At 54.7% G+C, this 13,495-nt stretch carries 13 protein-coding genes; 6 read left to right on the top strand and 7 right to left on the bottom strand.

Annotated features, from left to right (window positions below):
- Positions 1-32: 32 nt before the first annotated feature.
- Positions 33-968 carry an alpha/beta hydrolase gene (locus AABA21_RS01860; RefSeq protein WP_338247241.1) on the top strand — a complete coding sequence of 312 codons (936 nt, stop codon included), beginning with the start codon at positions 33-35 and terminating at the stop codon, positions 966-968.
- Between the two features lie 38 nt (positions 969-1,006).
- Here AABA21_RS01860 and AABA21_RS01855 read toward each other — a convergent pair whose 3' ends face one another.
- Positions 1,007-1,948 (bottom strand): TIGR01777 family oxidoreductase, encoded by a 942-nt coding sequence (locus AABA21_RS01855; protein WP_338247239.1) that lies wholly within the window; start codon positions 1,946-1,948, stop codon positions 1,007-1,009.
- Positions 1,939-2,961, bottom strand: coding sequence for a YndJ family transporter (locus AABA21_RS01850; RefSeq protein ID WP_338247237.1), 1,023 nt, complete (start codon positions 2,959-2,961; stop codon positions 1,939-1,941). Before AABA21_RS01850 ends, AABA21_RS01855 begins: the two co-directional genes overlap by 10 nt.
- 175 nt (positions 2,962-3,136) lie before the next feature.
- On the opposite strand from AABA21_RS01850, the gene AABA21_RS01845 reads away from it, so the two are divergent.
- A complete protein-coding gene (locus AABA21_RS01845) occupies positions 3,137-3,829 on the top strand; it encodes a TetR/AcrR family transcriptional regulator (RefSeq protein WP_338247235.1) in 693 nt (230 codons plus the stop codon).
- 138 nt (positions 3,830-3,967) lie between these two features.
- Here AABA21_RS01845 and AABA21_RS01840 read toward each other — a convergent pair whose 3' ends face one another.
- The gene (locus AABA21_RS01840) at positions 3,968-4,639 is read right to left on the bottom strand and encodes a hypothetical protein (RefSeq protein WP_338247234.1); all 672 of its coding nucleotides are present in this window, start codon (positions 4,637-4,639) and stop codon (positions 3,968-3,970) included.
- A gap of 270 nt (positions 4,640-4,909) precedes the next feature.
- Here AABA21_RS01840 and AABA21_RS01835 point away from each other — a divergent pair, with 270 nt between their 5' ends.
- Positions 4,910-5,395 carry a type I-C CRISPR-associated protein Cas8c/Csd1 gene (locus tag AABA21_RS01835; RefSeq protein WP_338247232.1) on the top strand — a complete coding sequence of 162 codons (486 nt, stop codon included), beginning with the start codon at positions 4,910-4,912 and terminating at the stop codon, positions 5,393-5,395.
- Positions 5,396-5,399: 4 nt separating this feature from the next.
- Positions 5,400-6,830 (top strand): alkaline phosphatase family protein, encoded by a 1,431-nt coding sequence (locus AABA21_RS01830; RefSeq protein WP_338247230.1) that lies wholly within the window; start codon positions 5,400-5,402, stop codon positions 6,828-6,830.
- Positions 6,831-6,849: 19 nt separating this feature from the next.
- Here AABA21_RS01830 and AABA21_RS01825 read toward each other — a convergent pair whose 3' ends face one another.
- The 4 genes from AABA21_RS01825 to trhO form a co-directional block, all read right to left on the bottom strand.
- On the bottom strand, positions 6,850-8,121 hold the full coding sequence (locus tag AABA21_RS01825) for a cytochrome P450 (protein WP_338247229.1): 1,272 nt from the start codon (positions 8,119-8,121) through the stop codon (positions 6,850-6,852).
- Positions 8,122-8,132: 11 nt separating this feature from the next.
- On the bottom strand, positions 8,133-9,578 hold the full coding sequence (locus AABA21_RS01820; protein WP_338247227.1) for an NAD(P)/FAD-dependent oxidoreductase: 1,446 nt from the start codon (positions 9,576-9,578) through the stop codon (positions 8,133-8,135).
- A complete protein-coding gene (locus AABA21_RS01815; RefSeq protein WP_338247226.1) occupies positions 9,571-9,822 on the bottom strand; it encodes a ferredoxin in 252 nt (83 codons plus the stop codon). The genes AABA21_RS01820 and AABA21_RS01815 overlap by 8 nt, the downstream gene beginning before the upstream one ends.
- A gap of 262 nt (positions 9,823-10,084) precedes the next feature.
- Positions 10,085-10,954 (bottom strand): oxygen-dependent tRNA uridine(34) hydroxylase TrhO, encoded by an 870-nt coding sequence (gene trhO / locus AABA21_RS01810; RefSeq protein WP_338247224.1) that lies wholly within the window; start codon positions 10,952-10,954, stop codon positions 10,085-10,087.
- 304 nt (positions 10,955-11,258) lie between these two features.
- On the opposite strand from trhO, the gene AABA21_RS01805 reads away from it, so the two are divergent.
- Together AABA21_RS01805 and AABA21_RS01800 are read left to right on the top strand one after the other, a co-directional pair.
- The gene (locus AABA21_RS01805) at positions 11,259-12,134 is read left to right on the top strand and encodes a CAP domain-containing protein (RefSeq protein WP_338247221.1); all 876 of its coding nucleotides are present in this window, start codon (positions 11,259-11,261) and stop codon (positions 12,132-12,134) included.
- A gap of 379 nt (positions 12,135-12,513) precedes the next feature.
- On the top strand, positions 12,514-13,479 hold the full coding sequence (locus AABA21_RS01800; RefSeq protein ID WP_338247219.1) for an NAD(P)H-dependent flavin oxidoreductase: 966 nt from the start codon (positions 12,514-12,516) through the stop codon (positions 13,477-13,479).
- Positions 13,480-13,495 lie beyond the last annotated feature (16 nt).

Genomic DNA, 13,495 nt, shown 5'->3' with positions numbered 1-13,495 from the left:
AAATAATGTCAAGCAAGCAAGGAGGCTATGATATGTCGAGCTGGCAGGCACAATTGATGTCACTACTGGTGAAGCAGAATGTGAAGCGCCACTTTCGCCGGCCGGTGGATGTGGCGGAGTTTCGCCGGCGTCTGAGCGCGCGGCAGCGCGTCACCGTTCCTCCGGGCTGGCAGATACGCATCGTAGAGCAGCGGCCCGGTTTCCGCGACGAGTGGATCGAGCCGCTGGAGTCTCTACAAAGCTCGCGGCCAGCTCCACTGCTCCTCTACCTGCACGGCGGCGGCTATCTCGCCTGTTCGCCGCGTACCCACCGCTCACTGACCGTCGCCCTGGCGACTCAGTCCGACATGCGCTGTCTCAGCCTGGATTATCCTCTGGCCCCCGAGCATCCTTTTCCGGCCGCTCTGGAAACCGTTGTTGCCGTCTATCAACAAATCCTCGCCAATGGAGAAGCTCCAGGCAGGATCGTGCTGGCCGGAGACTCGGCTGGAGGAGGATTGGCCCTGGCGACGCTGCTTAAATTGCGTGAACTGGGGGAGCCGCTACCAGCGGGCGCGGCCCTCTTTTCTCCGCTGACTGACCTGGCGGGGACTGGCGTCTCCTTGAAGACCAATGAAAAGAGTGACGCTTTCTTCTTTGCCCGCATGATTCCTGACGCGGGGCGCTACTACCTGGATGGAAAGGCAGAGGTGACCGATCCTCTAGCCTCGCCCCTGTACGCCGATCTGAGCGGCCTGCCACCGTTGCTGGTGCATGTCAGCGATAGTGAGCTTCTGCGCGACGACGGCCTGGGACTGATTGATCGCGCGCGCCAGCACGGCGTCAGCGTCGAGAACCAGATCTGGCGCAACCTTCCTCACGTCTGGCAGCTCTTCACCCCGTTCGTCCCAGAAGCGAGAGAATCAATAGCGAGAACCGGCGCCTTTTTGCGCTCCTGCGTCGCCGACGTACCGGTCGCTAACGTCTAAAGGCGTCTCCCATGAGTTTTATATATAGCTCGTGCCACTCAAAAAGGTTTCTTGACTGGAGATCTTCTCTGCTCTAGCAACAGGTTGCGCAGTGCTTGCTCCAGTTGGGGATACACGAATTGGAAGCTCTCCTTCGACAAACGGTCAGGCACAAGATGCTGGCTGTCTAGCATCACTGTTGCGAGTTCTCCTAACAGTGTCTGTAGAACGATCGCTGGTAGCGAGAAGAGCGCTGGTCGCTTGATAACACGCCGTACCACACGAAGAAATTCTACGTTGGGCACGGGTTCCGGTGTACAAAGATTGAAAGAACCGTGGAGCGTACGCTGTTCCAGCAGAAACTGGATAGCTCTGGCAACGTCCTCGCGGTGAATCCAGGGAATCCATTGTCTTCCACTGCCCACTTGCTTCCCCAACAGTTGGGCAAATAGCAAAAGCGGAGGGAAGGCCCCGGCGTTGGTATCGAGCACGAGCCCTGTTCGGATGATACAGCGCCTGGTTGAAGCCTGGGCGGTCGATGCCTCCCACTCCTGACACACCTGCGCACGGAAGCCCCGACCAGGAAGGCTGGTTTCTGTGAGCAGTTCCTGTCCACGATCTCCATAGTAACCTGAGGCTGAGGCCTGCACCAGCACCGCTGGCGGCCCATAGCGCTCTATCGCTTGCATCAGCGCCTGCCCGGCACCTAAACGGCTCTCCAGGATACGTGTCCGATACCTTCGTGTCCAGGGCCAATGGGCCGGAGTTGCTCCCGCCAGGTTCACGATGGCACTCTCTCCAGTAATGAACTCCCCCCATCCCTGCGCAGATGTTGCATCCCAGCCAATCGTTTGAACGCCTGGTAGTTCCCGACGGGAAAACATCTGAGCCGCCCGCTCTGGATACCGGCTCAGGACGATGATCTCATATTCCTGCCGGGCCAGATGGTGAACAAGTGTACGCCCGATAAGTCCGGTGCCTCCAGTAATGATTACGCGCATTCCTCACCATTCATCTTTCCTTGCTCGCTTCTGATGCGCCAGCCGAGTAATCCACAGAAGCCAAAGCCCAGGGCATTTTCGAATCCATGGATCAGAATCATCTGGGGAATTGTGATAGTCCATGCTCCTGTGGCATCTCCTAGAGCATATGCCCCGGCAAACAGCATGGTGAAAAAGACGGTTGTATACGAGAGGATCAGGAGCACTTGCGCCAGCCGTGAAGTGGTTGTGGGCACCACAAAGCGCAGGCCCAGCAGCGAGACCAGGATCAGGCTCAAAGCCAGCAGATCGGCAGGGGCAGTATCCAGGGCGGGTAGATTAGTGACTTGCGCCATGGTCAGTCCCGCTGCTACTAAAAGTGGATCGATCAGGACTCCCATGGCTGCGATGCGATAGGCTGTCCGAAAAATTTTGTGTTGTGTTGCCCGGGTAGTTTGGATCATCTGGCCGGTCAGCCCCGTGATGATCAGCGCTGCCAGGGCGATGAAGTGAAAGTGGGCTGCGGTAAGCAGGTCGGTATGCACGTCGAAGCCAAGAGGCTGAAGGCCCCAACGGGCCAGCAGCATCCATGTACTGCCAATTGGCAGATAGAGCCACGCTCCAGCCAGACAGAGATCCGCGAGCGACAGCTGTTGTTGGTGATGGAACTGGCAAAGCCGGACCAACCCGATCAGTGCGAGCAATACGGTGAAGAAGAGCCATATAGACGCGAACGCCGCGGCGAACAATCCCATAGGGAGAAAAAAGGAGATGCCCCCCAGCAATGATGCCAGTGGCTGCATAAACAGCATCAGAGCAGCAGGCTGAGACAAGGAACGCTCCTCTTTCGGACGTAAAACAAGTGGTACTGCTAAGGGGATGATGACCAACAGCGCCAGCAGAAGAACAATCTGGAGATCGCTTAGCCTCAGCCAACCGGGCACACTGGCAAGCGCAGCCATTCCCCATACGCACCCCCCAACGCCGAGGCTGACGCGGTTCAATCTGGCCAGATCGCGTGTATGAAAAGACATCAGTAGCTCCATCTCTTATGGTAACCAGAAAACTATAATGTTGCATCATGGTCTCCCTGGTACAGTGATAAAAAGTGAACATTGTTCACTTTTTATCACTGTACCAGATGTGCTATGCTGAAGTCAAGGATACCTGCGCTCCCGTGTGCAGGCAGAAGCGTTTGAGGAGATCAATATGGAATCGTCTGAGACGCGTGAGACGCGCCAACTCACGCAGAAAGCGCTTGCGACGCGACAACGCATCATGGATGCGGCCTGGCATCTGTTCGCGGCCAAAGGCTATGATCAGACCACGATGCGAGATATTGCGGCAACCTCTGGGTGTTCTTTGGGGCTTACTTATCGCTACTTTGCCAGTAAAGAGGATCTGGTCCTGGAGCTCTATCGATGGTTGGTTGTCCAACTAGATGAGCTTGCTCCCTTGCTACCTGCCGCATCTATCGCCGACCGCTTTCACCGGCTTATGCACGATCTGCTGGCTGTTATGGAGCCACATCGACTGACCCTGGTAGCTTTATCTGGGATCGCCTTGAATCCCCTCTCACGTGCTGGAGTCTTTGGCGCAGAGGGCGCAGAGGTCCGCCGCCGGGCGCAGGCAAGCTATCGTGCTCTGGTTTCTGGGTCCAGGGATGCTCCTCGCGCTGCCCAGGTTGACGATCTGGCTACACTGCTCTATGGAGTGCAACTCGCCATTGTGTTGTTTTGGTTACAAGATCTCAGCGCCGAGACACACCAGACTGAGGAGCTTTTACAATTCGTTCATGATCTGCTGAGACGTTTGCGTCCATTCCTGCGCGTTCCCTGGATAACGCAACAGCTTGCCCGCTTCGTGCAGATCATCGGCCCGCTTCTTGGAAAAGGGGAGTAGCGAGCGCTTGTGGGAGAACAGGATGTTACGTAAGAAGGGGTTTATGGATACGTGGGGGAAAGCCTCTGCGCCGGCTCGGCGACGAGAGGCAAATTCTTATCAGGTAGTTAAGTGAGGAGTTCAAGAATACCTTATAGCTCAATCCTGGCGCACATCATCGTGCTGCTCGGCGCGGGTGGGCTTGCCGCGCTGAGCGAGGTAGTGATCGAAATCGTCCAGCGTACGCACCCCATGGTGAAGAACCGCATCATAGATATCGGTACTGGCGACCGTGTTACGATAGGCTGGAAGCTGATACCAGGCATCCTTGATGCGCAGGATGAGCAAGCGCGTTTCAGGCGTTAGCACCCGTTCAAGCTCACCCTGAACGGGCTCGGGACGGATGCCAGGCTCGATCCAGAATGAGATATCCAGTTTCCATTCGGCCGTCTGGTTATATTGATACATGATCATAAAGAAATAGCGTTCGCCCAGGCCCTCAATTTTAAAGTGGTCGCTTTGATGCAGGTAGCGCACCTGTGTGACGTAAGGATGTGTCAACAGGGGCTGCATCGTGGCAAAGGCCTGTTCTGCGCTAAGCCCCGGGCTGTATACCTGCAGGTCGATGTCGCGCCAGACCATCAACCCTACAGTAGTGCTGCCTGTCTGTCTGAGCCGCCCCTCCTGTGAGAGCAGGTCAACAACCTTCAACTCAGCCAGCACCTGCTGAGATTCCACCTGCAATTGGTCCTGACGCTGTAATAGCTGCTTATCATACTCGGACAGTTCTACTTCTCCACTATCTGTGGAAAGCACATTGTCTTTGGACATCTCCCTACTCCTATTACTTTAATTCATCTCAATAACAATTTTATCTCTTCTATGGGCATCGCGCTATTATAACAGCCTACGCAAGAGCTCTATATCCATATAGTCTGCTTGAGAGGAAACGAGCACGGCTTCCAGGTAAACGCGTTGGGATAGTCAGGATAGACACTATTTTGAGCAAATCTTCAGGGTTTCTTGAGATTGCACGGCTATAGTTGCGTACAGGAATGTACGTACAACGTGATTTTACAGTTTAACTGAAGAGGAAGCGAGATGTCATACAATCGTGGATATCTGCTGGGACGACTTTTTGCGCAACTAGCGCGCCAGGACACGCTGCAGGGAGATCCCGCGCAGATCTATCAGACCGCATCGACCACGCCGCCGCAGGTGTTGCCAGCCGCCCTGGCGCTGGCTATCCAGCAGGGTAAGGAAGCGGATCTATATGCGTTAACACAACTGCTCCCCACTGATGCTTTTAGCAGTCCCTTGAATCGCCGCGAACAGGGCGCGTTTGCGCTTGGCTATCTGCATGAGCGCTCAGGTTACCCGCTGCCCGGCGCGGAAGATGAGGATGATGAGCCGGATCTTACCGAGCGCTACGAATTGCGTATCGATCCACCGCTGAAAGAATGGATCAAGCGTCACGGCGGCGGACCATTTATTCGCGCCCTGCTGCGCGCGGAACGGCTAAAGCAGTCGCAGGCTGCTACAGTCTCTCTGGCGCAAGAGATCGCGACAGAGGAAGATAAGGGGTAATAGCATGGAAAGAAAGAGCGGGTATAGTATCTCGGGTCGAGCCTGGCATCTGGGGTTGATCTACCTCATAATCGCCACCGGATTGATGGCTTGTAGCAGCAGTCAGACAAGTACGCCATCGACCACCAATACGCCGACCAGCAGTGCTACCAATGATATCCATAAAATCAAGCATGTCATCGTGATCATGCAGGAGAATCGTTCATTTGACTCGTACTTTGGCACCTATCCTGGAGCGGATGGGATCCCGATGAAGAACGGCGCCCCCAGCGTGTGTGTCAATGATCCAAAGACGCATCAATGTATCAAACCATATCATGATACCCAGGATCTCAATCGCGGCGGACCGCATGGTGAGGCCAACGCGGCGGCGGACGTGAATGGAGGGAAGATGGATGGTTTTGTCGGCCAGGCTGAAAAGGGTAAGGGCAGCTGTGCCAATGCTGACGATCCCGCCTGTAGCGCCGGAGGACAAACCGATGTGATGGGTTACCACACCGCCAGCGAGATCCCCAATTACTGGTCGTACGCAAAGAACTTTGTGCTACAGGACCATATGTTTGAGCCAGATTCATCATGGAGTCTGCCCGCGCACCTGTTCATGGTTTCAGGCTGGTCAGCGTTTTGTAGCAAGCCGGATAATCCATCCAGTTGTACGAATAACATCAAGGGACCGGTACCTTTGAAGAAGGCCAATCAATATACGGCGGACTACGCCTGGACCGATCTGACGTACCTGCTGCATAAAGCTAATGTTGGCTGGGCATATTATGTCGCGCCAGGAACAGAGCCGGATTGCGAGGATGATGCCGCTTCCTGCCAGCAAGTCAAACAGGGCGCAAAGACGCCAGGCATCTGGAACCCCCTGCCCGATTTTGATACCGTCAAGCAGGATGGGCAGCTACAGAACGTGCAATCACTCAACAACTTCTATGGCGCTGCCCAGAAGGGAACGCTGCCGGCCGTCTCATGGATTACGCCAAATGGCAAAAACAGCGAACATCCGCCAGCACTGGTCAGCGCCGGTCAGTCCTATGTTACCCAGCTGGTTAATGCCGTCATGAACGGTCCTGATTGGGATAGCACCGCCATTTTTCTGGCCTGGGATGATTGGGGCGGCTTCTACGATCACGTCACTCCACCGACGGTCGATCAAAACGGTTATGGATTACGGGTGCCTGGATTGGTGATCAGCGCCTATGCGCGCCAGGGGTATATCGATCATCAGACCCTGAGCTTTGACGCCTACCTTAAATTTATTGAGGATGACTTCCTGAATGGATCGCGCCTTGATCCAAAGACCGATGGACGGCCTGATCCACGGCCAGATGTGCGCGAAAATGCCAGCATTCTAGGTAACCTCGTCAATGATTTTGATTTCAAGCAGACGCCTCACAAGCCATTGATATTATCCACCGATCCTAAGACAAGTTAGCAGACGAATAAGAGTGGGATCATGGTCGCGCCATGATCCCGCTCTTATTCGTTTGTTGCCTGGGGGCCACGCCATCGATCTGGACAAGCAGATGGCGGGGTCCACGCAGGACAGCGCCGGGACGATAAGGTGGGGGATCGATGACAAGGCGCGGATTGATCAGGCGTTGGGCCAGGGTGTTCAAGGCGAGCTGAACCTCCAGGCGGGCTAGCGGAGCTCCGAAGCAGTAGTGGATGCCACTGCCAAATCCCAGGTGCTCATTGTTCTGACGATCCGGAATGAATTGCTCGGAATCAGCAAATTGTTCGGGATCGCGGTTGGCGGCAGCCAGCATCAGGTAGACCTGCGTCCCTTTCGGGATGGTCTGGCCATCGATCTGGATATCCGCGGTGGTCACACGTTGCGAGTTGAATTGGACCGGTGGCTCAAAGCGCAACAATTCCTCGACAAGCGGAATAGCCAGTTCGGGATCGTGACGCAGGCGTTCCAGTACCTCCGGGTGGCGCAGCAAGGTCAGCATCCCATTGGTGATCAGATTGACTGTGGTCTCATGGCCGGCGATCAACAACAGTCCCGATGTACTTACCAGATCACCGCTCGTCAGGCGCCCATCGGGACCATTATCAGTGGCGAGTCTGGAGAGCATATCGTCTCCAGGTTGCTGCTGGCGCGCAGAGATGAGCTTGCTCATATACTGATTCAACTCGCTACGGGCTGCCAACGCCCTTTGGCGACCCTGCGCCGCCGCCTCCTGCCCTACCTCTGGATCAAGCGATTCCACCAGCGCATCCGCCCAGGCATGGAAGAGTTGCTCATCTTCCGCTGGAACACCCAGCAAACGGCAAATGACGGTCACCGGAAAAGGATATGCGAAGTCGTCGACGATATCGATCTGATGGTGGCCCCGAACACGATCCAGCAGGTCTTCCACAACATCCGCCAGTTCCTGGCGCATCGAATCAACCAAACCCGCCGCGTGTGGTGGACCAAACTGCCGTGTCACCATGCGACGCAGGCGATCATGATCAGGTGGATCCAGGCGGATAAACGGGATCGGGAACTTTCCGGCTGCCGCTAGCTGCGCTTGCCTACTGCCAGCTGGGAAGTTGCGCGCATCCGAACTCAGGCGCGGATCGTGCAGCAGAGAAGTGATCAGGTGATAGCTGCTAACGACATAGCTGCCATCCGGCTCACGGGCAATCGGCGTCTTGCGCATTTCCGCGTACAATGGATAAGGATTGGCTCTATTCTTATAGTCGTTAACCTGCTGGAACAAGGTTCTTTCAACCATAATGGTACCCCTTATACTTTGTGCTCGGCTGGACTTTCGGTGACGGCCTTTTCAGGTGTCATCGGGGAGGGCTCAAGGTATGTTGCCCGGAGCTCGCCTGGTACGTGTCCAGTCAAAGCAATGGTTGGCGTTGTGCTAGGTACACCGCTACGCGGGAAATTGGCCGGCATTACATGTATAGGCGCTGGATTATCGTAGGCCGGTGCGGATGGTGGGAATGGGGCGGCCGAGGCGATCTGCTTTTCATAATAGGGTAGCCAGCGCCCGTGATCAACGCTGACCGCGGCGACGGTACGCCCTTTGTAGCCATAGGCGGCCACGAAGCGATGCTGTTCAACCGAACCCTGCATGATAGCGACATCCGTAGCAAAGGGTGGTAGGCCAACGGATTTGATATTGACGCCAAACTGGATCGACCAGAACGCGGACACCGAGATATGGGGTCGACGATCCGCTTCATTGTTGACCATATTATGTGCCGCCACCTCGGCCTGATTGAGGGCATTGCCCCAGTGTTCAAGCGCGATCAATTGATACCCGTAGAGGGGATGTGGAAAGCGAGCCACGTCACCGGCTACAAAGATATCATCGGTCACGATGCCATTGAGATCAAAGGCACGGCAACCCGCGTCGCACGCGACCCCTAGTTGTCCTGCCGCCAAACCCGAGCCGCGTAACCACTCGGTATTGCGAATCGAGCCCAGGGCTACTACCGCAGTATCCACGTCTAAGGTGGTGCCATCGGAGAGTCGGGCCCGTCGCAAGCGTCCCTGAGCGTCACCTTCAAGCGCTATGACAGTGGTATTGCAGCGTAGATCTACCCCATGTTGACGTTGTAGCTCTCCTGCTATGGAACCAATGGTGGCGCCGAGGGCGCCGATCAAGGGTGCTTCACTACGTTCGGTAACGGTGACTGTCAGGCCGCGATCGCGGCAAACGGAGGCTATCTCTGAACCGGTGAAGCCCGCCCCAATCACCAGCACATGGCGCGGTTTGCTATCCAGACGCTCTTGTAGCCGTTGTGCATCATCGCAGGTGCGTACGACAAACACGCCATCCAGGGCCGCTTCCTCTTTTTTGGGCCAGGGACGGGCACGGACGCCGGTGGCGATTAACAGGCGATGGAAGTCAACGGACTGACCATCGGCCAGCTTCACCTGCCGGTTGCGTATATCCAGACCAGTCGCGGCTACTCCCAGCTTCCATTCCACATCATCCAGATTATGCAGGCGAGGCAGGGTGGTATGATCCGCCTTTACCCAGCCGCTGAGAACCTGTTTGGACAATGGCGGTCGGTCATATGGTTCATAAGGCTCGTCGCCGATGACCGTTAGCTTGCCTTCAAAGCCTTCCCTGCGTAGCGTTTCGGCCGCGCGCAAACCAGCCAGAGACGCGCCCACAATCGCTATGCGGCCGTTCTTCTTGAAGTTTGTTTTGAGTTCCTCTCTGCTAACCATTCTGTCCCCCTTGCTTCTGTGACATTGGACGATCTGGTTGAGCAGGGTGAGGAGACGTGCGCTCGAAGCGTATCGCCTGCACCGGACAGGCGGCGGCGGCTCGCTCTATCTTTCTCATCTGATCATCATTGGGACCTGGATCATACATCAAGGCTTCTTCACCGACCAGCTTGAAGGATTCCGGGGCCAGAAAGCAACATTGAGCATATCCCTGGCAGCGATTTAAATCTACAACAACACGCATCAGCTTGTGTCTCCTTCATCGTATTCTGAATAACTACTATGTAATATCGGCCTGACAATGGACCTCCGTAACGCACTGGATGAGCGCACAACGATTGTCCAATTATATGTTGGCTAGAACAGACACGATCGAGTAGACGACAAGAGTACAGCTAGCCTCTTCACAAGGTCTCTCAGGAGTGCTGGCATCCTATATATTTGCTTAAGCTGCTCCTGAGAGATCTTGTTGCCTTGAGGAGAAGAAGAGGCTTGTTTGCGAGTTGTCAGGCACGGCAGCCTTGAGGGCAGGTAAATGCGGTATAGCTTGCCAGGCAATCTTCGCAGCAAATGAGGTGGCGGTGGCAGTCATCGTTGGTGCAGTTGACATAGTGTTCTGATGGTTTCTGGCATATGATACAGTGCCCCACCATTTCATGTTCTGGCGCGTCAGTGTGAAATCCCATCAGGATACGATTGTCAAACACATACAGTTTGCCCTTGAAATGCTGATTGGGGTATTTCTCCATATAGGTCACAATGCCGTCCTGCAACTGGTAGACATCCTGCAGCCCATTGTTCATTAAAAATCCAGTTGCCTTTTCACAGCGCACCCCTCCTGTGCAGACTGTGACCATGGGAGCATCCGTGAGTTGCTGGAGCTCTGGAATGATTTTAGGCAGATCGCGGAAGTTCTCCATGGCCGGTAAGATGGCGTTGTCGAAGTGACCACTTTGATGCTCGTAATCGTTGCGCAGATCCACCAGGTAGAATTTTTTCCCGCTTTCATACCATGTATGTAGCTCATCGGCTGTCAGATACTTGCCAGTTTTCTGGCTGGGATTGACACCCCAGTGGGCTACACTGTCGCTGATAATATCTTTACGAACCTTCACCGACAGGCGTGGCATGGCATCACCTGTGCCCTCGCTGATTTTATACGTAATTTCGCTGAAGGCCGGGTATTCTTTCATGGCCCGCATATACTGGCGGGTTGCCTCAACGGTCCCTTCCACGGTCCCGTTGATTCCTTCCGGGGCAATAATGATGCGCCCCTTCAGACCCAGCAACTGGCAGAGCGTTTTCTGCCATAGCTTGACCGCCTGAGGATCAGCCACCTCAACATATTTATAGTACAGTAGGATTTGATAGCTCATGTTCATAGTATATCCAAAAGTCACCCTATTTGTGTGGAAAAATAGTACTAAAAAAAGGTTCTAACTCTTTATGGCGCAAAAAAACGTGCAGACGCCGCTTTCGGCGCCATAAAGAGTTAGAACCTTTTAGACTGGTTAATTTTCATTTATTTTTATAATAAGAAAGTACCAGATCCCTGTACAGGATTGTACATGTAGACATTTATTACTGTATTCTTACACTAGATGGCAAGCAATAAACAGTAATAGAACAATGTCAGTCATGGCAGTTCATTATTTTTTGGAAGGATCGTATTGCGTAGTAATGAAATCACATAGTTTGAAATGGATTATTGGTGCGGCTTTATTTTTAGTTCTGCTGGCCGGTTGTGGAAACCCGACTTCATCCACGAATGCTCAGGGAACAGACAATGCTGGTAGTGCAGCACATTCCAAGAATATTGCCGGGGGCAATGCTGTTAAAGCTGGAAGCACTCCTACCCAGGTCAATGTCACGCTGTCACCAAAGCCTACTCCACGTCCTAAAGTGGCGCCGCAGCAGCCGCAGGCTAAACCTACTGTGCCGCAGCCAGCTGTTCCGGCTGTTGTGCCTACCACGCCCGCAGTTCAGCCGACTCAGCCACCAGCGCAGTCGGTGCAACCAACGATGCAACCAGCGCAGTCGGTGCAACCAACGATGCAACCAGCGCAGTCGGTGCAACCAACGATGCAACCATCACAGCCCATGCAGCCGGCAGTTCAAGTTGCTGGAAACGGATCCTCTATTCCTGCAGCCGCGCAGGCCGTATTTAACTTGATCAACCAGGAGCGCGCGGGAGCAGGATTATCGCCATTGACCTGGAGCTCGCAGCTGGTTCAGAGCGCCCATCAGCATAATCTGGCCATGGCGGCCGTCAATCAACTCTCACATCAATTGCCGGGCGAAGCTTATTTTGGTGACCGTGAGAAGCAGGCGGGTGTCAACTGGATTGCCGCAGCTGAGAATATTGGCTACAGCAGCTATAGTGATCCAACCAACGCGGCTGTGGGATTAAACCAGTCGATGTTTGCGGAGCGGCCACCTGATGACGGGCACCGTAAAAACATCCTCTCGACCAGCTGTAAAATGGTTGGTGTCGATGTTATTGTTGATAGTGCCCATAACCTCGTCTGGCTTACCGAGGATTTTGCCGCCGTTTAAATTAAACCAGGGTGAGTGCTCTCACACGCGCGTCCGCGTAGCGGACGCGCTATTTTTTTGATTGGTGTATCGGGTGTGCATATGTGCACCCGATGCACCAATCAAAAACGGACATGTGAGCCACGCAGGCACGAAAGCTCATGCAAGCCGCAGGCGATGATCAAGAGGGTCAGACACATTCAGGAGAGGGAAACAGTCGGGCCTGATTGCGCACCGTTAAATGCGCAAGAATATGGTCTGGCAGCGCAAGAATATGTTACAGGTAGCATCTGATGAGGGGTATAGTGTAAATAATGCAAGTGTCTATATGGTTTGTGATCAGTGCAGAAACCGATGCGAGTCGTGATAACCATATAATGCATCTGATGAGGGAGGTAATATGCTACGCACACATCTTACGAGTGTCTGGAATTTGCGCTATCCGATTATTGGGGCTCCAATGGCCTATGCTGGACGTGGTCGCCTGGCGCGGGCGGTCTCTGAAGCAGGTGGTCTGGGAATGATTGGAATTGGCAGCAATGAACCGGCGGAGTTCTTTGAGCGCGAGGCTGCTATTGTTCGTGGCACTGATCAGCAGCGCTTTGGCTTTGGTCTGATGGCCTGGGCGATTGAGAAGCGACCTGAATTGTTGCAGGCCGCTATCCAGGCACGGCCCTTCTTGATATCCATCTCGTTCGGCTCACCTGAGCCGTATGCGGAACTGCTTCATCAGCACGGCATTTACCTGGCCACACAGGTTCATTCGCGGGAGGAGGCTATCGAGGCCGCTCGCATAGGTGTTGATCTGATTGTGGCGCAGGGAACCGAGGCTGGTGGTCATACCGGAGACGTTGGGACGCTCCCTCTGCTGCAGGCTGTGCTGGATGCCGTTCAAGTTCCGGTGGTGGCGGCGGGCGGTATCGCCACCGCCCGTGGCGTGGCGGCCGCTCTGGCCGCCGGGGCGGCGGGCGTCTGGGTTGGTACCTGTCTGCTGGCGTCTCCTGAATGCGAGAACACCGAGCAGGTTCGCGAGCGTATCGTCGGGTCTCGGGAAACCGATACCGTTCTGACGCGTGTTTTTGACGTGGCCCAGGGATTAAGCTGGCCGCCACAATATCCCGGACGAGCCTTGCGCAACCACTATACTGATCAATGGCATGGGGATATTGAAGCTTTGAAAACCAATGATGCAGCACGTCAGCAGCTGGCGCGGGCTATCAAAGAAAAAGATTACGACCTGGCCTATATTTATGCCGGAGAGGCCGTAGGATTGGTGAAGCAGCAGCAGGCCGCCGCCGTTGTCGTTCAACAATTAGGCGACGGTGCCGAACAACTGCTGCATGAGCGCTATCGGGCATTGCTCTGATACGCGAGACCAAATC

It is taken from the genome of Dictyobacter halimunensis (genome assembly GCF_036245075.1).
This window is presented reverse-complemented; position numbering and strand designations above follow the sequence as displayed.

What these genes read in the sequence shown, in the direction of transcription:
- AABA21_RS01835 (WP_338247232.1), top strand. Translation starts at nt 4,910, where the DNA reads ATGTCATACAATCGTGGATATCTGCTGGGACGACTTTTTGCGCAACTA.
- AABA21_RS01855 (WP_338247239.1), bottom strand. Translation starts at nt 1,948, where the DNA reads ATGCGCGTAATCATTACTGGAGGCACCGGACTTATCGGGCGTACACTT.
- AABA21_RS01800 (WP_338247219.1), top strand. Translation starts at nt 12,514, where the DNA reads ATGCTACGCACACATCTTACGAGTGTCTGGAATTTGCGCTATCCGATT.
- AABA21_RS01820 (WP_338247227.1), bottom strand. Translation starts at nt 9,578, where the DNA reads ATGGTTAGCAGAGAGGAACTCAAAACAAACTTCAAGAAGAACGGCCGC.
- AABA21_RS01815 (WP_338247226.1), bottom strand. Translation starts at nt 9,822, where the DNA reads ATGCGTGTTGTTGTAGATTTAAATCGCTGCCAGGGATATGCTCAATGT.
- AABA21_RS01845 (WP_338247235.1), top strand. Translation starts at nt 3,137, where the DNA reads ATGGAATCGTCTGAGACGCGTGAGACGCGCCAACTCACGCAGAAAGCG.
- AABA21_RS01850 (WP_338247237.1), bottom strand. Translation starts at nt 2,961, where the DNA reads ATGTCTTTTCATACACGCGATCTGGCCAGATTGAACCGCGTCAGCCTC.
- trhO (WP_338247224.1), bottom strand. Translation starts at nt 10,954, where the DNA reads ATGAGCTATCAAATCCTACTGTACTATAAATATGTTGAGGTGGCTGAT.
- AABA21_RS01825 (WP_338247229.1), bottom strand. Translation starts at nt 8,121, where the DNA reads ATGGTTGAAAGAACCTTGTTCCAGCAGGTTAACGACTATAAGAATAGA.
- AABA21_RS01840 (WP_338247234.1), bottom strand. Translation starts at nt 4,639, where the DNA reads ATGTCCAAAGACAATGTGCTTTCCACAGATAGTGGAGAAGTAGAACTG.
- AABA21_RS01805 (WP_338247221.1), top strand. Translation starts at nt 11,259, where the DNA reads ATGAAATCACATAGTTTGAAATGGATTATTGGTGCGGCTTTATTTTTA.
- AABA21_RS01860 (WP_338247241.1), top strand. Translation starts at nt 33, where the DNA reads ATGTCGAGCTGGCAGGCACAATTGATGTCACTACTGGTGAAGCAGAAT.
- AABA21_RS01830 (WP_338247230.1), top strand. Translation starts at nt 5,400, where the DNA reads ATGGAAAGAAAGAGCGGGTATAGTATCTCGGGTCGAGCCTGGCATCTG.